Source organism: Streptomyces sp. NPDC002537 (assembly GCF_053594975.1).
Window position 1 is genome coordinate 1 of the sequence record NZ_JBSFWT010000039.1, and the last position, 19,142, is coordinate 19,142.

A 19,142-nucleotide genomic window follows, 5' to 3' on the forward strand; every position below is an offset into this window, starting at 1 on the left:
GGCGAGGGCGGTCATGGCGCCGCAGGCGGAGTGTCCGCAGACGACGATGTCGGTGACGCCCAGTGCGGCGACGGCGTACTCGATGCTGGCCGCGAGGCCCTCGGAGAGGTGGTGCATGGTCACTCCCTTCGGTGATGCCGGCCCGTCGGGCTGACGAGATCCACCATGTACGACCTGCACCTATAGCGTCCAATATGCAATAACCATGACTCCTATTGGTTTGGTCTATAGCCGCCTGTGATGCCGGCCGTCAGGGTCGACGCGGTCGTCCGCCCGGCAGATGATTGACTACGCCGCATGGATCTCGCGCGAGCTTTCCTCGTATGCACGGACGTGCCGACGGGTTGTTCCGGCCAGGACGTCGGCCGGTATTCCCTCGCCCGGAGGGACGGTCTGTCGTGAGTGCCGGTGACATACCGTCGGAGCCCGGCCCTGTCCCGACGGCTTGGGGCGTGCCCCCTCTCGACCCCGAACTGAGCGTGGCGCTGGCGGCTTTGGGGGACGGGGCGAGGGAGCCGCTCACCCCGGAGAACCTCGCGGCCCGGCAGGAGCGGGATGCCGCGGTCCGGCCCAGGCCGACGGTCCGGGACCTCCGGGCCGACGGCCGCTTCGAGGTGGACGAACTGCGTGTGCCGGGAGTGCCGGGCGGGCAGGACGTCACCCTCGTGAGCGCGCGGCCGGCCGGGACCACCGGGCCGCTGCCGCTGCTGTACTACATGCACGGCGGCGGAATGATCATGGGCAACGCGTGGTCCGTGCTTCCGCAACTGCTGCGTGAATGGGCCCTCACGCTGGAGCTGGCCGTCATCTCCGTCGAGTACCGGCTGGCACCGCAGACGCAGTACCCCGGACCGGTGGAGGACTGTTACGCCGGATTCGTCTGGGCGGCCGAGCACGCGGCCGAACTGGGCGTCGACGCGGACCGCGTCGTCGTCGGAGGGAAGAGCGCAGGCGGCGGACTCGCCGCGGCACTCGCCCTGCTCACCCGTGACCGGGGCGGGCCCACGCCGATCGGGCAACTGCTCCTGTGCCCGATGCTCGACGACCGCGGCGACACCTTCTCCAGCCACCAGATGGCCGGTGTCGACACCTGGGACCGAGCCTCCAACGCGACCGCGTGGCAGGCGCTGTTGGGCGACCGGTACGGCGCCGCGGACCTGCCGCCCTACGCGGCTCCCGCCCGCGCCACGGATCTGTCCGGACTGCCCCCGGCCTACATCGAGGTCGGGTCGGCCGAGACCTTCAGGGACGAGGACGTGGCCTATGCCAACGCGATCTGGCAGGCCGGTGGCCAGGCCGAACTGCACGTATGGCCCGGAGCCTGCCACGGCTTCGACACCTTCGCGCCACAGGCGGCTCTCAGCCGGGATGCCCGCGACGCCCGTTCCCGCTGGCTCCGACGCATCCTCACGCAGTCCGATACACAGGCCGATGCGCAGTCCGATGCGAGCAACGGACCTGCCCGTTGAGCACGTTACGGGCAGGTGGTGACGGTGTCACCCGGCTCCTCCCCTCCCGGTGGCCGAATCCACCTGGTACGCGGCCGCCTGGAGGAGGAACATCTGCCGGTACTCGCCCGGTCGGCCGTCCGCGCCGGTGTGCTTCATCAGCGTGCGATGGTCGCCGGATTCGATGACGCGGCCGTCCTGGAAGACATAGATGTGATCGCATTCGGTCACGCTGGCGAGCCGGTGGGAGATCAGGACGGTGATGCGGTCCGGGCGGCGCGGGCCGTGGAGGACGGAGCGGTAGACGGCGTGCTCCGCGCGGGGGTCCATGCTCGCGGTCGGCTCGTCCAGCACCAGCACGGCGGCGTCCTTGTACAGGCCCCGGGCGACGGCCATCTTCGCCCAGTTCCCGCCGGAGAGTTCCTGACCGCCTTTGAACCGTTTGGACAGCGGTGTGGCCCACTGCTGCGGCAGCCCCGCGATGACGTGGTCCGCCCCGGACCCGGCGACGGCCCGCCGGGCCCGCTCGGGGTCGGCGGTGGTGATCGTGCCCGCGCCGATGGTGACATTCGCCAGCGCGGTGAGCGGCCACTCGACCGGGTCCTGCAACACCATGCCGACCTGGGCCTGGACGCTCTCGGCATCCACCTCCCGCACTTCCACACCGTCCCAGCGGATGGTGCCCGAGGTCGGCGCGTACAGGCCGGCCAGCAGTTTCGCCATGGTCGACTTGCCCGAGCCGTTGGCTCCGACGAACGCCACGGTCGAGCCCGCCGTCAGCGTCATCGACACCCCGCGCAGCGCGGGCCCGACGGCCTCGGGGTAGGCGTACTCGACATCGGTGACGGCGATGGTCCCCACCTGGCCCGGCAGCCGACGGCCGGTGCGGCGCGGCTGCAGAGTGCGGCACCGCTCCAGGAAGCCGTGGAGATCCTCGATCCACAGCGCGTGCTCGTACATGAGGTGCATGGCCGTGACGACGCTGACGAGGGTGCCCCTGCTGGCACGGATCGCGAGGAACGCGCCGCCTCCGGCCGCCAGCGGCAGCCATCCCGTGGACGTCATCCACGCCAGCACCGCATAGGTCGCCCCCACCGCCACACCTCCCACGGCCCGGCCGAGCAGCGCGACGTGTGCCTCCTCGCGCCCGAGACGGGCATCCTCCTCCTCGATCCGCCGGGCGAAGCGCTCGTGTTCCTCCAGCAGCGCGCGCTGGGCGGTGGAAGAACGCACCTCCGGCGCGGAGTCACGGTCGAGCAGCAGCCAGGTGAAGAGCCGGATGCGACGCTGGAGATTGCTGTAGCGGCTGTGGGAGAGGAACCTCTGGCGAGCCGAACGGACCGCCGCATACCCCTGCGGGATCACGGAGATCACCAGCAGGGGGAGCAACAAGGGGTGGAGAACGGCCAGTACACCCGCGGACCCGATGAGGGCCAGCAGGGCGTGGGCGAGCGCGATGAGCTGGGGGATGGCCTGGCGCATGTAGTACAGGCCGCGGTCGTTGGCCTTGTTCGCGTCGTCGGACCAGCTCGCGTCGTCGACCGCTTCGAGACGCACGTGCGCGCTCAGGCGCAGGAACTCCGTCTCCACCGCCCGGCGCACCTTCGGGGTGAGGACGGCCTGGCCGCGTGCGACACCGAAGTCCAGCAGCCCTTGCGCCGCCATCAGCACCGCGACCACGGCAAGGGACGGCAGGGCGTTGCGGATGCGGTCGGGGGTCGCGCCCTCGGCGAAGAGCGCGGACAGCACCCGCACCGAGGCCAGCAGCCCGAACGCGCTCATGAACGCCGAGCCGAGCTGGAGCGTCACCACCATGACGGTAGCGCGCGGGTCGGCCTGCCACGCCATGCCCAGCACTTTGCGGCTGATCGACGGCAGCCGGCCGATGATCCGCCACACGCTGGTCCGCGCGGCTTCGCCGTCCCACTGCATCCAGTAGGCGCCTTTGAGCTCGTCACCGACCTCTTCGCCCTCGGGGGCGGCCGCGGCCTCGGCCGGAGGCAGCGGCAGTGGCGGCGGCGTGCGGCGGGGCCGGGGGCGGGGAACCCTCCCCGCATTGTTCTCCGACTTGCTGCTCACGTGTGTCTCCCTTCGGACATGGAGGTAACCGGCAGGCTGTTGACGTGGACGAGCTGCAGGTCCGCTTCGCGGACGGGGTTGTCGCGTTCGAAGAGCGGGTGGGATCCGACGACGTCAAGGCGGGACGCAAAGGTGCTCCTTCGTTGACGGCACTTCGGACGGGTGCTCGGAGAACGAAGGGTGCCACTGCTCCGTTACGGGGTATTCGTCGCGCGCATGTGCGGGAAATCGGCTTGAGGGGGGGTGACGGCCCTGGGAGCGTTGAGAAGGGGTGCCGAGGGGTGTTCGTTCGATTCACTCGTGAGGTGGTGGCAACCCGTACGGGGGATTGTCGCCGAGTGGCCGGGCTCTCCTGGATCAGGTGTAGAGGAGGTGGCGCCGGCGTACGGTGCGGAAGGCTTCCAGGTCTTCTTGCCAGGAGCCTTCGATGTCGTCGATGTGCGCCCCGGCGTCGATCATGGTGCGCAGCCGGTCGGAGCCGTAGAGGTGGTCGATGAAGTGGTCCTCGTTCCAGGCGAAGCCGTCCCAGGTGCGCTTCGCCGTGACCAGGAGCGCGAGGGCGGTGCGCACGGGGTCGTAGGCGGCGCGGTCGTGGACGTGGATCTGCAGGCCCCCTACGCTCTTGCCCTGGTACTTGTCGAAGGTGGGCGTGTAGTAGGCCTCGCGGAAGTACACGCCGGGCAGGCCGAGTTCGGATACGGCGTGGGCCCAGCGGCCGTCGATGCCGGGGGCGCCGAGCATTTCGAAGGGGCGGACGGTGCCTCGTCCCTCGGAGAGGTTGGTGCCTTCGAACAGGCAGGTGCCGGAGTAGACGAGTGCGGTGTCGGGGGTGGCCATGTTCGGGCTCGGCGGCACCCAGGGCAGGCCGGTGGCATCGTAGAAGTGTTCGCGCTTCCAGCCGGAGAGCTGCACGACGTCCAGCTCGACCGCCCGGCCGGCGGCCGCTTCGACGAATTCTCCGTTGAACAGCAGGGCGAGCTCGCCGGGAGTCATTCCGTGTGCCTGAGCGATCGGTTCCCGGCCGACGAAGCTGGCGAATCTCTTGTCCAGCACCGGCCCCAGAGCCTGGCGCCCGGTGACGGGGTTGGGACGGTCCAGTACGACGAAGTGCCGCCCTGCCATCGCGGCGGCGACCATGGCGTCGAACAGGGTCCAGTTGCAGGTGAAGAACCGGGCCCCGCAGTCCTGGAAGTCGTAGACGACGGTGTCGACCTTCGAGGCGCGGATGACATCGGCGAGCTGCTTGCCGCTCTTGAGGTAGGTGTCGAAAACGGGAAGGCCCGTGGGCTTGTCGGTGCTGTCGCCCTCGGAGTGTCCGGCCTGCGGGGCGCCGCGGTATCCATGTTCTCCCGTGAAGATCGCGGTGACGTCCACGCGTTGATCACGGTGCATGACATCGACGATGCCCTGGACGTCGGCGGTGACGCCGCTCATGTTGGTGAGGACGCCGACCTTCTGGCCCTGAAGGAGGCGGTAGCCGTCGTCGGCGAGTCGCTCGAATCCGGACTTCACTCGGCTTCGGCCGCCTTCTCCGTGCGAGGGGGCGGCGGTTGACGACGCCCTGCCCGCGGTGGTGAGTGCCGTCGCCGTGCAGACCGCCAGGAATGTCCTGCGAGGAGTTTCCACGGAAGCGAAGCGTATCGACCGCGGGTGCTGGATCCGCGCGTGGCACGCCAGAGGCAGCGGATGGCTTCCGGACAGCACGAGTTCACAACGGATGGGCGCGGTCACCGGGCCGCCCGTATCCTGCGAACCGTGACAGCGACATACGTGCTGGACGGCACGCGGATCAGGACGCTGGAAGACTTCTGGCGAGTCATCGGTGAGGCGGTCAACGGTCCCGGTGGCTACTTCGGCAGGAACCTCGATGCCTTCGCCGACTGCCTCGGCGGCGGTTTCGGAACGCCTGACGACGGTGACTTCGTCGTCGAGTGGCAGGACCACAAGGCGTCTCGCGAATCTCTGGGCCATGCGGAGACGGCTCGGCAGCTGGAGATCCGCCTCTCGCGCTGCCACCCCACGAACCGTCCTGCTGTCGGTGCCGATCTGGCCATGGCCCGCGGAGAGTACGGGACAACCGTCTTCGACTGGCTGGTCGAGATCTTCGAGGACCGCGCCCCCGGCGTCCTGCGGCTGCAGTGACATGCCGAGGGGCGCTCCGTCAGCGGGTGGGGTCCAAGGGGCCCGTTGCCGGTCCGTGGTCCTTGCCCCGGGACGGCGTCGAAGCGGGAACGTCCTCCGCCACGTGGTTGGGGGAGCCGTCCCCGATGGGGAGGCCCATGGCCCGGGAGACCTGTTCGCGCAGTCCGGGCAGCCGCTTGTAGAGGGCGTTGCCGGGGCACTCGGTGGCGAGGCGGGTACCGGGCTGGTTGAGGTCGCGGTGGCCGACGAGCGCGGTCATCGGGGAGAGCCCGTAGGTGTCGCACAGCCAGGCGCAGGTCGCGACGAGCGTCCGCCACTGTGCGTCGGGCGGGACTTCCGTGATGTACGTGCCCTCGTTCTCGATGCCGAGGCTCGCGGTGTTCCAGTTGGCGACCTGCGCTCCGATGACATGCTCGCCGTCCCGGATGGACTCGGCGGACCGGTACCGGCCCTCCATGAGGAAGCCGCCGCGGCTGATGGTGAGTTGCTGGCCGATGTCGTTCCACCCGTTGTTGTGCATGTGGTCGTACTGGCAGTCCCTGGACAGCTGGAAAGCGTGCTCCAGCGAATAGTCGGTGGTGTTCGGGTAGTCCATGTGGTGAATCACGATCAGCGCCGGCGCGAACGGTTCGACCTTGACGCCGTGGGGATCTCCGGGCGGAGCGGCCCGCCATTCCTCGCGGGTGTGGAGCCGGGGACGGCGTACGGGACAGTCATGCGCCGGTCTCGTTCCCGCCTGTGCTTCCGGCGCGAGGAAGGAATTCCCGGCCACCACGGCGGCCCCGCCCGCCAGTGCCCCGTTCAGCAGACCGCGGCGTCCCATCCAGGATCTCTCGGCATGTCCGGTCATGGGTCGAAAGCCCCTTCTCTCCGGTCGGACCCGCGGCAGGATTCGGCAGCCCGGCTACGGCGCCCTCCGCGTCGACTGTAGCTTCCGCACCACGGAATCCGGCAGCCCCGCGAAGGCAGGCATTCATCGGCAAGTCCCTTGCCAGGACGGGAGTTTCACCGGAGCTCTCCGGGTTTTCACGCAGGGGTCGCGCCCCCGGCCCCACGGCCTGCTGGGGGGCCGTTCTATGGCTGAAGCCGCACCGGCAGCACCTCCGCGCTGTTCCCCACGAAGCTCGGGTGCGGAGGCAGATCGTGGTCGGGGACGGCGAGCGCGAGGTCCGGGTAGCGGGCGAACAGCGCGCCCAGGGCGACCGTCGCCTCCAGCCGTGCCAGCGGTGCCCCCAGGCAGTAGTGCGGGCCATGGCCGAAGGAGAGATGGCGGGCCGCCGGGCGGCGGGTGACGTCGAAGCGGGCCGCGTCGGGGCCGTACGCGCGCTCGTCGCGGCCCGCGGCGGTGTACGAGGCGAGGACGGGAGTGCCCCGCGGGACGACCGTGCCGCCGACCGTCAGGTCACGGGTCGGATACCGGAACGGGAAGAAGCTCACGGGGCTGTCGTAGCGCAGGGTCTCCTCGACCACGTCCGCCCAGTCGGCCTTCCCCGCGCGCACCAGCGCGAGCTGCTCCGGGTGCGCGCACAGCGCCCGTACCGCGTTGGTGATCAGATTGAGCGTGGTCTCGTGCCCCGCGACGACCATCAGCAGCAGGGTGCCGACCAGTTCGCGGCCGGTGAGCCGGTCGCCGTCCTCGGCCTGCGCGGCCAGGAGCGCACTGGTGAGGTCGTCGCCCGGGGCCGCACGGCGCCGGGTGACGACGAGACCGAGGACGTCGGCCATCTCGCGGTTGACGGCCAGGACCTGCTCGGGGGTGGTCGTGGTGCTCACGATCAGCGTCGACAGCTCGTGCAGTCTGCCCTGTATGTCCTCGTCGACGCCCAGGAGTTCACCGATGACGGCCATGGGCAGCGGAAGGGCGAAATGCTCACGCAGGTCGACCACCCCCGCCGCGCCGGTCCGCCCGTCGAGCGCGGCCTCACCGAGCGCGTCCAGCAGACGATCCGTCAGTTCCTCGATGTGCGGCCGTAATCCGTCGATGCGGCGAGGGGTGAAGACCTGGGTGACGAGCCCGCGCAGCCGACGGTGGTCGTCCCCGTCCGCGGTGGTCATGCCCTCGACGGTGGCGAACATGGCCAGCGGCCACCCCGGCGGAATCGCGCCCTCGCGCAGCGCCGTGAAGTGGCGTGCGTTCTTGGCGACGTCGGGATGGGCGAGGAACTCCTTCAGCTCCTCGTGCCGCGTGATCGCCACGGCGGCGACCTCGTCGGGCAGCACCACCGGAACGGCCGGGCCCCGCGCGCGCAGCCGTTCATTGGCCGCGTGCTGACCGGCCCCGGTCGGGTCGAGACGGTGCGGTGCGTCGGATCGGTCCTGCATCTGAGGCTCCTACGGAGAGGCGGACGGCCGACCGCTGGATCAACTGCCGGGCGTGGCAAGCCGCGTCGGCCTGCCCGCTGTCCTACCCCGCACGACCGTACGACCACGCCGGTAAGGTGACTCCTCATGGCCGACCGCTATGTGCCGCACGCCTTCTCCGACATCGATGCCCACCCTGATCCGAGGCGTCTCGTCGCCTCGCTGAACCGACTGGAAGCCGAACCGTTCTTCGTCGCCTACAAGCGGCGCCTGCGTGAGCTGCTGCGGGCCCGGCCCGGTCAGCGGTTCCTCGATGTGGGCGCCGGGACCGGGGACGCCGCCGGCCGACTCGCGGGAGAGACCGGTGCCCAGGTCACCGCATGCGACCTGTCCATGGCCATGTGTGCCGCGATGAAGACGGCGACGGGTCTGCCGCGGGTGGCCGCCGCCGATGTCCACCGGCTGCCCTTCAAGGACGCCACGTTCGACGGCGCATGGGCCGATCGCGTGCTCCAGCACGTCGACGATCCCGAGCAGGCCCTGTACGAGATGCTGCGTGTCATCCGGCCCGGAGGGCGCGTCGTCGTGTGCGATCCCGACACCGCGACCCAGGCACTCGACATCGGGGACCACGACCTCGCCGCCAAAATCCTCACCTTGCGACAGAAGGCCAGCATCCGGCACGGCACCTTCGCCCGCAGAGCCGCAGGCCTCCTCACCGCACGCGGGCTGCGGGACGTCGAGGTCGAGGCCCGTGTCCTCCTCGTCCGCGATCAGAGGACGGTGGACCGCACCATGGGCATCCGCGACTGGGCCGACGCCTTCGCCGACCGCGGCCACCTCGACCGGTCGGAGGCACACCGCTTCAACACACTCCTCGACGATGCCATCCGCGACCGGCGGTTCCTGTACGCGGTGACCTACTTCCTCACGTCCGCGACCCTGCCCGTGTAGACCCCGCCCGTGCGGGAGGCGCCGCCTCGGGCGAGGCGGCGGGTCCCGGGCCCGGGTGATCCGTGCGGGATGCCCGTACGGGGTGTATGCAGGAAGAGTGCGATTCGTTTCGGGCTCAGAGGTGTGGCAGAGGTCCCGGCCGGTCGCGATTCCACTGCTGCTGATGGCCGTGGTCGCGACGGTCGACATCGGGTCGCCGCCCGACGTCCACCTCGGTCCCTTGCTGATCGTCGCCCCCGCGGTCACCGTCACCGCCGCCCGCCCCCGCCTGACCGCGGCCGTCGGGGCACTGGCCGTGGTGGCCCAGGTGATGATCGGGGTCGAGCGGGACGCCCTGTACACCTTGAACATCTGGATGCAGAGCACCGCTCTCGCGGTCATCTCGGGGTTCCTGGTGGTGTACTGCAACCTGATCCAACGGAGCACCCGGGAGCTGGCACGCGTACGCACGGTCTCGGAGGCCGCGCAACGCGTCGTGCTGCGCCCGCTCCCCGAGCGGATCGGCCCGCTGCGGATCGCCTCCTGCTACCAGGCCGCGGACGACGAGGCACACGTCGGCGGGGACCTGTACGCGGCCGCCCGTATGCCCCACGGGACGCGGCTGCTCATCGGGGACGTCCGCGGCAAAGGGCTGGGGTCCATCAGCGACACCGCGCTGCTGCTGGGGGCCTTCCGCGCGGCGGCACACCGGCAAGCCCCTCTGCCGGAGCTCGTGGCCTATCTGGAGGGGAGCGTTTCCTGGGGGCTGGCGGAGTTCCCGCAGGGGGACCAGGACGTGGGGGAGCGGTTCGTGACCGCGACCGTGGTGGACATCCCCGACGACCAGCCGCTGATCCACATGATCAGCTGCGGACACCCGCCTCCCCTGAAACTGCACCAGGGCAAGGCGACGGCCCTGCAGGTCAGCCACCCCTCCCCGCCGCTGGGCCTGGGAGGACTGAGCGAAGCCTCGTACGAGCCCGCCACGTTCGACTTCGAGCAGCGCGACCTGCTCCTGCTCTACACCGACGGGGTGACCGAGGCCCGCGACCGCCACGGCGACTTCTACCCCCTGGCCGAACGGGTCGGCACCTGGGCGGCCGTCGACAGTCCCGCGGCGCTGGTGCGGAAGGTCGCCGCCGATCTGCTGGTCCATGTGGGTGCCCCGCTGGACGACGACGTGGCCCTCATCGCGGTCGAACGCGTCCATCCGACGTGGACCGGGCCCGTCACCTGAGCCGCGCGGCCCCGGGCGCGGCGGGTGTCGGTGGTTCGGCGTGACAGCGACAGGCCGCTGCCACGCGCCTCGGAGCGGCCGAAGGGCACACGGCGGATAAATATGCGCCGTACGGCGCTTCTATGCGGGGCGTTCTCCGGCCGTCCAGTCGTGCACGGGCAAGGCGTCGGCCAGAGTGCCGAAGTACCTCTGGTCGCGCCAGAGCTCACGATTGCCGACGACGAACAGGCGGCGCTTGGCCCGGCTGACGGCGACATTGAGGAGGTTGGGGCGGGAGGCGGCCCAGGCGCGGGCCCCCGGGCGGCGCGGGTCGCTGCCCAGCACCAGGATGACCACGTCGGCCTCCTTGCCCTGGGTGGTGTGGATGGTACCGACGCGGCTGTCGGGCAGGAGGCCGTGACAGGCTTTCTGCGCGCCGCGGACAACAGCGCGGAACGGGCTGATGACGTACACATCCTGGGCGAGGTCGATGCCGCTCTCGTCGCGCAGCCGCTCCACGATGCGGCGCAGGGCCCGGCCCTCCTCGGGTATCCAGTGGCCGTCGGCCTGGCCGCCCGCCACGTGCACCCAGCAACTGCGGGGCCGGTAGCGGTAGGGGTCGCGACGCGGGGTGCCGTGCACCATGAGGTTGTCGTAGGCGATGGCGTTGCTGACGCCGAACATCGGGTCGTCGCAGCGCCGGTGGACGCGCAGGGGGCTGCCCACCCACACCTCGAGCGTGCCGTCGGGGAGTTCGGCGGGCAGCAGGGTGCCGTAGCGGTTGGTGCGGTCGCAGAGCTGCTGGACCGAGGTACGGCTGGGGGCCCATTCCTCGCCGACACCGAATTCGGCGCCCAGCGCGCGCTGGGCGGTCCACGGCAGGACGACGACGGGTTCGAGCTGCAGGGGATCACCGACCACCACGGTGCGCCGCGCGCGCCACATCCCGCCGACGGCCATCTGCGGAGTGGCCTGGCCGGCCTCGTCGATGAACAGCCAGCCCAGCGCCTGGCGTCCGAGACGGCCGAAGACCCGGTCCAGGGACGCGAAGGTGGTCGAGACGACCGGGACGAGCAGGAACAGGCTCTGCCACGCGGCGTGCAGATGACTCCCGGGCACGGTCCTGGGCACGGCGCTGGTGACGGCGTCCATGGCGGCCATGAGGTTGGCGTACGCCGTGCGCGCGGTACACCGCAGGAACGCCTCGTGCAGACCGAGGGCCGCGAGGAACAGCTCGCTGCGCGCACGGCTGATGTCCTCGTCCGCCCAGGGCGCGGCCAGTTCACGCCGGGCGTCGTCGGTGAGCCACCCGTCCTGGGGCACATGGTCGCCCCAGGCGGCCCGCGCCTGCGCGACGACGGCTTCGAGGGCGGCGAGACGTGCCGCCTCGTCATCCCGTGCCCGCTCGCGGGCGGTGTGCTCGTGCGCCGCCTGCGCCACCTTCCGCCGTGCCCCGTCCAGTGCCGTGTGCGCGGTGTCGCGGCCCTCGCGTGCCTCGCCGACGCGGGCCGCGAGCTCCTGCTCGGTACGGTGCCACTCCCTCGCCGCCCGCCCCAGCGTGGACAGACTCACCACGAACCCCGGGCGCCGCGCGAGATGCGCCTCGTGCTCTTCCCGCGCGCCGTGCAACCGCGCTTCGGCCCGCTCCAAGGCCCCCTCGGCGTCCGGAAGCGCATGGCGGAGCCCTTCCAGCCGGGCGGCGGCCTCGGTGACGGACCGGTGTGCCGCGTGCAGCCTCGACCGGGCGGCGGGCAGACCTTCCGACGCGGCCGCGGCATCCGCGCGCTCGGCCCGCAGCCGCTCCACCTCGCCGTGCGCGGCCTGGAAACGCTCCTTGGCCTGCCGCCACACACCGCCCTGGGGCGCCTTCATCCACTCCCGCAAGGTATGGGCCAGCCCGCGCTCGCTGTCGACCCAGGCGTTACGGCCCTGCCGGGCCGGCCGCCGCGGCGGCTGCGGCGCACCGGCATCGGTCATCTTGTACTTGCCGTGCCAGAGCCGGTTGACGAACTCCACGCGGTTCTTCTTGCTGCCCAGCCGGGCCGCGGCCACCCCCCACGCCGGAGTGCCCTTGAGCAACCGGGTGGCCTGCTCGGCGAAGTAATCCGCCTCCTCCTTCCACTGGTCGCCCAGCGCCGCGCGGGCGGGTATCTCGGTGGAGATGTTCTCCACCGCCCCGTTGTTCGCGGAAGCGACCACCATCTCGAAGCCGGTGAACTCCGGCCGCAACGGAGTGACGGTGCGGGTGTAGTCGCCGCTCTTCCAGGTGTACGGAGCCTGGTCCGCGTAGGCCTGCGAGGGCAGCCGCAGGGCGGCCAGCCGCGTGGCGCGCTCCACGATGACCGCGGCGAAACAGTCCCGCAGCATCGTGGTCTTGCCCGTCCCGGGCGGACCGTTCACCGCGAAGACCCCTTCCGCCGTGGCGAGTTCGGACCAGATGGCGTTCACGGCGAACTGCTGGCTCAGGGCGAGGGGATGGCCCGGCTCGGCCGGCCAGCGCCCGGCAGGGGTCAGCGGAGGCGCCACCCCGTCGAGCGCGACCTGCGGCCGCTCGCGCAGATCGATCCGCCAGGCGGAGTTCACCCCGGCACCCGGCGTGAGATACGCGGCGAGCCCCGCACCGCCGTCGCGCGTCCGCAGCGCGTCCGCGACCAGGCCCAGATCCGCAGCGATGAAGCTGTTCAGGAAATCCTGCTGATCCGCCTCGGCAGCCTGCTTCCGACGCACCGCCATGCTGCGCACACGTATGTTGTCCGGCCGCAGCGCCACCGCCACGCCCCAGGCTTCCGTCAGGTCGCCCACGAAGTCCAGCAGTGCCTTGGCCGTCAGCCTCCGTTGGCCGACGTGCCCGCCGCCCTCTTCCTCGTCCGCTTCATCCGCTTCGTCCGCGCCGTCGTCATCGTCGTCATCGGCCGTGAGGTCGGCGTCCGTTCCCGGCAGTTCGTCGACGGGGATCTCGCCCAGTTCGGCGGCCCGGGAGAGCCAGACGGCGGCGTCCTCGTCGAAGCCGTTCAACCAGCCCCGGCTGCCCGGCCCCGGGGACAGCGCGCGGCCCGTGGCCCAGGCACATGTGGACAGCACGGGGGAGTCGAGCAGGAGGTGGCCCCCGTCGGTCACCGTCAGGGCGAACAGCGCGCTCTCGCCGTCCGTCCGCCCGTCGTGGTCCTCTTCGCGCTCGCCGAACACGGCCAACAACGTGTCGCGCACGGCTTGCAGCGCGTACGTTCCGCCGTAGACCACGTGCTGCCAGACCAACCCCGGCTCCAGCGGCTCCGACCGCAGCGGATGCCCCGCTTCCCACGGCATGGGGCCGTCCGCCGTCACCGCGTACACACGCTCACGAGAGGAGACGGCCGGGACTCTCTGCGGACTGAACAGCTCGATCGCCCGCCAATAATCCACGATCCGAGCCCGCCGCCGCTGCTCATCCGCCATTGCGCCCCCACCCTCATGCCGAACCCTGTTCGCACCGCACCTTACGCAGCGTGGAGAGCCCTCGAAATATCGCCCCGTCCTGCCGGCGGGGGAGGGGCCCGATGGAGAAGGGAGGCGGGGAGTCCGTCCTGGCGGTCGCATCTTCTTCCTCCGCCATTTTCAGAGTAAATGAGCGGGAGCCGGAATACATCGGCCCGCGGGTGGATGTTGCCCAACTGCTCGTTCCCTAATCTGTGAACATGGCCCGGCCCCGTTTCCATGCGGAGGGAATATGGACGACCTGAAGAGCAAAATCGCCGTCATCACCGGTGCGGCGAGTGGTATCGGCCGTGGAATGGCCGAGGCGTTCGCCGACAAGGGAATGCGCGTGGTGCTGAGCGATGTGGAAGAGGCCGCACTTCATGTCACGACGGCCGAACTGCGTGACGCGGGTGCGGACGTACACGCCGTCGTGACGGACGTGTCGCAAGCGGAAGAAGTCACCTCGCTCGCGGAGGCCACGCTCACGAAATACGGCGCGGTACACGTGCTGTGCAACAACGCGGGCGTCTACACCGGCAGCAGGCCGAGCTGGGAGAGCACGCTCGACGACTGGGCATGGATCCTCGGGGTGAACCTGATGGGTGTCGTGCACGGAATCCGCACCTTCCTGCCCGTCATGATCGAGCAGGGCGAGGACGCGCACATCGTCAACACCTCGTCGCTGGCCGGTCTGCTGACGGGCGGCTCGCTGTACGGCGTGACGAAGTCGGGCGTCGTCGCACTGTCGGAGACCGTTCATCTCGAACTCGTCAGCGGTGGCTTCAAGCCGCGGGTGTCCGTGCTGTGCCCCGGCCTGGTCGGCACGAACATCTTCCATTCCGAGCGCAACCGGCCGGCCCGCTTCCCGGATGCGGGCCCGCGTCCGGGCGACTGGTCCGTCGACGCCGCCCGGGAGGCGTTCGCACTCGGCCTCCGCCCCCGCGCCGTCGGCGATCTGGTGGTGCAGGCGATGCGCGAGGAGCGTTTCTACGTCCTGACGGACTCCGCCTACAACGGACACATCGAGCACCGGACGACACAGATCCTGAACGGCGAGAACCCGACATTGCTGCCATGGCAGGACAACGCGCGGGCTGTCCGCGGAGAACGATGACCACGCCGAAGCGGTAGCGGGTCAGGCGCTCCGCCCCTCGGGAGGATCCGGCACGACCCCGGCTCCGCCGTCGGCCGGAGCGCCGAACCGCAGCCGCGCGCCCGGTACCGCGGCGTGCCCGACCGCGATCACCGGGCCGGGCGATGTCAGCCCCCGCAACCACACCCTCCGCACCCGCCTCCGCAGCCACCGCATCCGCCGTGCCCGCCACATCCGCTGTGACCGCCGTCATGGCCACTGCCGGTGCCGCATCCGCCGCCCGAGGAGGGGGTGAACCCGCTCGCGTAACCGGCCGCCGCCAGGCCCGTGGCGGCCGTGGTGCCGGTGGAGGCCGCCGACCGCCGATAGCTTGTGGGGCCGGTCCCGAATTCGCGCAGGAGGTCCCGCACCTCGTCGTCCGACAGGCCGGGAACGTGGTCGGTGCTCCCCAGCGCAAAGGGCCTGAGCGCAGTGGTGGCCTCGGTGCCGAGCCCCTCGTCGCCCGGTTGCCGGGAATCGTCACCACGCAACGACGCGAGCAGTTCCCGGCCGGCCTTGGTGGCCCGGTCGGGGCCGGGAGGGCGGTAGTGGATCAGTGGGACCGATCCGAGCGCGAGAAGGAGGAGAAAGGCGAGCAGGGACGGCAACCCCCCGTCCCCCGTCTTCGCGGCGAGCGGCACGGTCACCATCCCGACAACGAGCGGCACCATGAGCATCCAGCCATGGGCAGCGCGGGATTTCGTCAACTTCCGCGAAAATCCCGTATGTTCGGGGCGGGGGAGCAGCCCCTGACGGAGAAGTCGTTCGCGGATCGCGTGGATCGCCGTGCTGCTGATGACGGCCCGGCTCAGCTCGGTCAGCTTCCGCTGGCGGGTGGCACCGGTCGCATCGATGATCGCGGCCTCGACGGCGTTGCGCGGGGTGGGGTCCGTCGCCGTGACGGTGCCGGAGCGCGACAGGATCAGCCTGCCGTCGAGCCGCATGGCCACGAAGGCGGTCGTCGCCGCACGCGCCGAGCCGCCATGGAGGTAGGCGGCGCCGTACAGCGACAAGTCCCGCGCGGGGAGATCACCGGGAGCGGACAGGCGCTGTGCTTCCAGAAGTGCTCTGCGTACGCGCCACGCGCTCGTGGCCACCAGCACAGCGCATATGAGGAACGGTATGGCCCACATGAATTCCCCTCGGCTCTCCGGGCGATGTGGTTCTCCGGGCGGTTGATGACACGGGGTCAGCGGTCGGCAGGGGCTCCAGAGCGACGGAACCATCGCCTCCGCCGTACGGGAGGTGAAGGCGCGGGAGGTGAAGGCGCCCGCGGCCGCAGCCAGTCCGCCAGCGCCTGCCGCTTTTCGGGATCCGTCACCGCGGACCGGGCCCACTCCGCGAACCGGCGCGCATCCTCGTGATACCCGCCGGTGAGCGGGTGCTCGCGGGCATAGCGGAGGAAGAGCGTGTCGAAGCCGGGACCGAGCAGCCGCGGCAACTCCTGCCCCACCTTGGCGACCGTGGCACGGCGCTTCACCACCAGCACACGGGCCTGGACGCGGAGCGCACTCGCGTCGAAGCCGTCCGGCACGGGACCGCCGGCGACCAGCGCGGCCAGCAGCGCCGTCTGCCGTTCCCTCAGGCGCGTCCGAGCCGCGGTGACCGCGTGGCCGGCGTCATGCGACACCTTGCTCCACCCCCTGCACCACCTGCCGGATCGCCTCCAGTTCACCGGCGAGTCGACGAGGGGGAGGGTAATTCCCGTCCCGCTCCAGCAGTACCCCGGGCGGCGCCATCCGTCCACAAAGATCCGCCAGCAACTCGAGAATGGGCTGGGACACAGGGTGTTCATGGGAGTCGTACCAGACCCCGTCGATCAGCCGACCGCCTGCCACGTGCACATAGGCGATCGCCTCCACCGGAAGATCCGCGACCTCGGCCCTGGCGTCACTGCCCAGATTGACCCGCCTGGTGTGCAGGTTGGCGACATCGACGAGCAGTCCCACGCCCGTCCGCTCCACCAATTCGGTGAGGAACTCCGTCTCGGTCAACTCGTCCTCGGGCCAGGCGAAATGCGCGGCGATGTTCTCCAGCGCGAGAGGCACGGGAAGCTCCTGCTGGGCGATCCGGACGTTCTCGGCGATCACCCCCAGCGCCTCGCGCGTACGGGGCACCGGCAGCAGGTGCCCCGCTTCCATTCCTCCGCTCCTCACGAACGCCAGATGCTCCGTGACCAACGGAGCTCCCAGCGCCCCGGCGACCCGGGCCAGTCGCGCCAGCCCGGCCCTGTCCGGAAGCTCGGCTCCGCCCAGGCCGAGCGCGACGCCGTGCGGCACCACGGGGACGCCACGCTCACGGAGGAGCCGGATCGAGGCGGGCAGATGCTCCGGGCAGATGTTCTCGGCGACGGCCTCGACCCATTCGACGCCCGGGAGCTGCTCCACGACGACGTCGATCTCCTCCCGCCAGCCCAGGCCCACCCCGAGCGCGGGCCAGGCCGAAACGGAGCCCCCCATCGCCGTCCCCCTCCCCGCGCACAGCGCCGGACGCTGCCGCCGAATATGGCTCGACCGTACGTCAACTCCCGCCCGGCGCACACCCTCGGACGTCACACCACGCCACGCCACACCAGGTCCGGCCCGGGAGGCCGGGCTCAAGGGCGGCGGGGGGAAAAAGCGGCCCGGAGTTTCAGGCCCTCGTCCCGCGGCTGATCCGGTACAGCACGTTCGGGCGCAGCGGTCCCTCGGGCACGGTGGGGTCGTCGAAGTCGTCGGCGGGGTTCCGGGTCATGCCGATGCGGCGCATCACCGCTTGGGAGCGGCGGTTGGTGGCGGTGGTCACCGCGAGGATCTCGGGGAGTCCGAGGGTCTCGAAGCCGAAGGCCAGTGTGGCCGAGGCGGCCTCGGTGGCGTAGCCGTGCCCCCAGGCCGGACGGGCGAGCCGCCAGCCGATCTCCACCCCTGTGAACGGCATGTCGTCATCCACGTCGTCCAGTCCCGCGAAGCCGATGAACTCGCCGGTGGCCCGTACTTCGACCGCCCACCATCCGTAACCCCGCTCGGCGAAGTCGGCCCGGAAACAGGCGACCGAGGCATCGCTCTGTTCGCGCGTGAGCGGAGCGCCCAGGTGTTCCCGGACCTCGGGGTCGGCGTTCATCGCCGCCCACGGTGCGAGGTCGGAATCCCGCCATCGACGGAGCTGGAGACGATCGGTGCACAGTTCGGTCATGCCACCAAGCCAACGTCAACCACGGTCGGCGGGGCAATCCATTTCCCGGGGGCCGCCACCGACGGAACCGGGGGCGGCATCGGCGATGCCCGCCGCGGTGAGCCAGCCCACGATCTGCCGCCGGGGCCGGACCCCGCTGAACCGGGAGACCTCCCTGCCGTTCTGCAGCAGGACCACCGTGGGCGCGCCCAGCGCGTCGAAGCGCTGCCGGGCCCATTCCGCGCGGGCGATGTCGATCACGACGCCGGCCAGGCCCGCGCCGTACGCCTCGACAGTGTCCTCGAGGACGGGGACGAGGATCTCGCAGGGCCCGCACCGGGGCGCGGTCAGGCCGATCAGTACGGGCACGGGTCCGGCGAGGAGCCGGTCGAGTTCCCGTTCCTCGACGACCTCGCGGAGCACTCCGCCGCGCGGCCGGGCGGGCCCCTCGTCGTCGGAGCCGTCGGAGTCGCAGGAGCCGCAGGAGTCGTCGGAAAGTTCCCCCGCGGTCGCGGCATCGGCGGCGGTAGGGGCGAAACGGGCCGCGTGGTGCGGCGGCGCGGAGACGCCGTTCACCTCGAGTCCCGCGGCGAGCAGCCGTTCCAGCACGCCGAGATCGAGCGCGTGGCCGGGACGTTCGGTGAGCGACACCCCGGACAGCGAGGGCACAAGAGCGAGCAAGGCGTCGGCCAGGGCGTGGTCGACGCGGGTCTTCTCGACGGTGAGGTGTTCCAGGTGCCGCGCCTCTGCCAGGGCGCGCAACTGTTCCGGATCGAGGGCGGGGACGTCGCCGAGGTCGAGACTCCGCAGGGAGCCGAAGGTCTCGGATCCGGCGAGCGCGGCCAGCCCGGTACCGGTGAATCGCGGTGATTCCAGGACAAGATTGATCAGTTCGGGCAGCCCTCCCAGCGCCGCGACGCCTTCGTCGGTGAAGTCACCGGACAGAACGAGCGTCTTGAGCCCGCGCTGGTTCGCCACCGACCGGATCGTCCCGTCGGTCGCGCCGCCCAGATCGAGGACGACGAACACGTCGGACGGCAGCTCGGCCAGGGCCGCGAGGCTGTCACCGGCCACGTCCGTCGCGTAGATCAACCGGGCCCCGGCGGGGAACTCGACCGGGCCGCGGGCCTCCGACTCCACGGGGTCGGCGCCCTCGACATAGCTGATCAGCGTGCCGGGGAGGCCCTGCGCCGGGAAGCGGAGTATGCGAGTCCTGTTGCCCATGTGCCCCATGCTAGGCAGGCACCCTGGCGGACCGGGTCGGCCGATCGGCGGAGATCGGACC

13 protein-coding genes and 2 pseudogenes are annotated in these 19,142 nt (G+C 70.9%); 5 read left to right on the top strand and 10 right to left on the bottom strand.

Features of this window, described 5'->3' with window-relative positions; all coding sequences use genetic code 11:
- Positions 1-105 (bottom strand): annotated as a pseudogene (locus ACWD4A_RS18940) (carbonic anhydrase); the annotation flags it as partial.
- Between the two features lie 347 nt (positions 106-452).
- On the opposite strand from ACWD4A_RS18940, the gene ACWD4A_RS18945 reads away from it, so the two are divergent.
- Positions 453-1,469 carry an alpha/beta hydrolase gene (locus ACWD4A_RS18945; protein ID WP_451195220.1) on the top strand — a complete coding sequence of 339 codons (1,017 nt, stop codon included), beginning with the start codon at positions 453-455 and terminating at the stop codon, positions 1,467-1,469.
- A 27-nt stretch (positions 1,470-1,496) separates the two neighbouring features.
- Here the strand turns inward: ACWD4A_RS18945 and ACWD4A_RS18950 are convergent, their stop codons facing one another.
- Together ACWD4A_RS18950 and ACWD4A_RS18955 are read right to left on the bottom strand one after the other, a co-directional pair.
- On the bottom strand, positions 1,497-3,527 hold the full coding sequence (locus ACWD4A_RS18950) for an ATP-binding cassette domain-containing protein (protein ID WP_451195221.1): 2,031 nt from the start codon (positions 3,525-3,527) through the stop codon (positions 1,497-1,499).
- Between the two features lie 357 nt (positions 3,528-3,884).
- Positions 3,885-5,153, bottom strand: coding sequence for an exo-beta-N-acetylmuramidase NamZ family protein (locus ACWD4A_RS18955; protein WP_451195222.1), 1,269 nt, complete (start codon positions 5,151-5,153; stop codon positions 3,885-3,887).
- A 129-nt stretch (positions 5,154-5,282) separates the two neighbouring features.
- Between ACWD4A_RS18955 and ACWD4A_RS18960 the strand changes: the two genes are divergently transcribed.
- Complete coding sequence (locus ACWD4A_RS18960; protein ID WP_451195224.1) at positions 5,283-5,669, top strand: barstar family protein; 387 nt, start codon at positions 5,283-5,285, stop codon at positions 5,667-5,669.
- Between the two features lie 19 nt (positions 5,670-5,688).
- Here the strand turns inward: ACWD4A_RS18960 and ACWD4A_RS18965 are convergent, their stop codons facing one another.
- Complete coding sequence (locus ACWD4A_RS18965) at positions 5,689-6,519, bottom strand: peptidoglycan recognition protein family protein (protein WP_451195226.1); 831 nt, start codon at positions 6,517-6,519, stop codon at positions 5,689-5,691.
- A gap of 224 nt (positions 6,520-6,743) precedes the next feature.
- Positions 6,744-7,991, bottom strand: coding sequence for a cytochrome P450 family protein (locus ACWD4A_RS18970; protein ID WP_451195228.1), 1,248 nt, complete (start codon positions 7,989-7,991; stop codon positions 6,744-6,746).
- Positions 7,992-8,117: 126 nt separating this feature from the next.
- Here ACWD4A_RS18970 and ACWD4A_RS18975 point away from each other — a divergent pair, with 126 nt between their 5' ends.
- The gene (locus tag ACWD4A_RS18975) at positions 8,118-8,924 is read left to right on the top strand and encodes a methyltransferase domain-containing protein (protein WP_451195230.1); all 807 of its coding nucleotides are present in this window, start codon (positions 8,118-8,120) and stop codon (positions 8,922-8,924) included.
- 97 nt (positions 8,925-9,021) lie between these two features.
- Entirely contained in the window at positions 9,022-10,140 is a 1,119-nt protein-coding gene (locus tag ACWD4A_RS18980) for a PP2C family protein-serine/threonine phosphatase (protein WP_451195232.1), read from the top strand.
- A gap of 120 nt (positions 10,141-10,260) precedes the next feature.
- Here ACWD4A_RS18980 and ACWD4A_RS18985 read toward each other — a convergent pair whose 3' ends face one another.
- Positions 10,261-13,554: a DEAD/DEAH box helicase gene (locus tag ACWD4A_RS18985; RefSeq protein ID WP_451195234.1), complete on the bottom strand. Its 3,294-nt coding sequence runs from the start codon at positions 13,552-13,554 to the stop codon at positions 10,261-10,263.
- A 271-nt stretch (positions 13,555-13,825) separates the two neighbouring features.
- On the opposite strand from ACWD4A_RS18985, the gene ACWD4A_RS18990 reads away from it, so the two are divergent.
- Positions 13,826-14,689 (top strand): SDR family NAD(P)-dependent oxidoreductase, encoded by an 864-nt coding sequence (locus ACWD4A_RS18990; RefSeq protein ID WP_451195236.1) that lies wholly within the window; start codon positions 13,826-13,828, stop codon positions 14,687-14,689.
- 146 nt (positions 14,690-14,835) lie between these two features.
- On the opposite strand, the gene ACWD4A_RS18995 is transcribed toward ACWD4A_RS18990, so the two are convergent.
- From ACWD4A_RS18995 to ACWD4A_RS19010, 4 genes and pseudogenes are all read right to left on the bottom strand, one after another.
- Positions 14,836-15,840, bottom strand: coding sequence for a TIGR04222 domain-containing membrane protein (locus tag ACWD4A_RS18995; RefSeq protein ID WP_451195238.1), 1,005 nt, complete (start codon positions 15,838-15,840; stop codon positions 14,836-14,838).
- A gap of 56 nt (positions 15,841-15,896) precedes the next feature.
- Positions 15,897-17,166: pseudogene (locus ACWD4A_RS19000) on the bottom strand (DUF692 domain-containing protein).
- A 172-nt stretch (positions 17,167-17,338) separates the two neighbouring features.
- Positions 17,339-17,878, bottom strand: coding sequence for a GNAT family N-acetyltransferase (locus ACWD4A_RS19005; protein ID WP_451195239.1), 540 nt, complete (start codon positions 17,876-17,878; stop codon positions 17,339-17,341).
- 15 nt (positions 17,879-17,893) lie between these two features.
- The gene (locus ACWD4A_RS19010; protein ID WP_451195241.1) at positions 17,894-19,081 is read right to left on the bottom strand and encodes a thioredoxin family protein; all 1,188 of its coding nucleotides are present in this window, start codon (positions 19,079-19,081) and stop codon (positions 17,894-17,896) included.
- Between the last annotated feature and the right edge of the window lie 61 nt (positions 19,082-19,142).

What these genes read in the sequence shown, in the direction of transcription:
- ACWD4A_RS18985 (WP_451195234.1), bottom strand. Translation starts at nt 13,554, where the DNA reads ATGGCGGATGAGCAGCGGCGGCGGGCTCGGATCGTGGATTATTGGCGG.
- ACWD4A_RS19010 (WP_451195241.1), bottom strand. Translation starts at nt 19,081, where the DNA reads ATGGGCAACAGGACTCGCATACTCCGCTTCCCGGCGCAGGGCCTCCCC.
- ACWD4A_RS18965 (WP_451195226.1), bottom strand. Translation starts at nt 6,519, where the DNA reads ATGACCGGACATGCCGAGAGATCCTGGATGGGACGCCGCGGTCTGCTG.
- ACWD4A_RS19005 (WP_451195239.1), bottom strand. Translation starts at nt 17,878, where the DNA reads ATGACCGAACTGTGCACCGATCGTCTCCAGCTCCGTCGATGGCGGGAT.
- ACWD4A_RS18990 (WP_451195236.1), top strand. Translation starts at nt 13,826, where the DNA reads ATGGACGACCTGAAGAGCAAAATCGCCGTCATCACCGGTGCGGCGAGT.
- ACWD4A_RS18995 (WP_451195238.1), bottom strand. Translation starts at nt 15,840, where the DNA reads ATGTGGGCCATACCGTTCCTCATATGCGCTGTGCTGGTGGCCACGAGC.
- ACWD4A_RS18975 (WP_451195230.1), top strand. Translation starts at nt 8,118, where the DNA reads ATGGCCGACCGCTATGTGCCGCACGCCTTCTCCGACATCGATGCCCAC.
- ACWD4A_RS18970 (WP_451195228.1), bottom strand. Translation starts at nt 7,991, where the DNA reads ATGCAGGACCGATCCGACGCACCGCACCGTCTCGACCCGACCGGGGCC.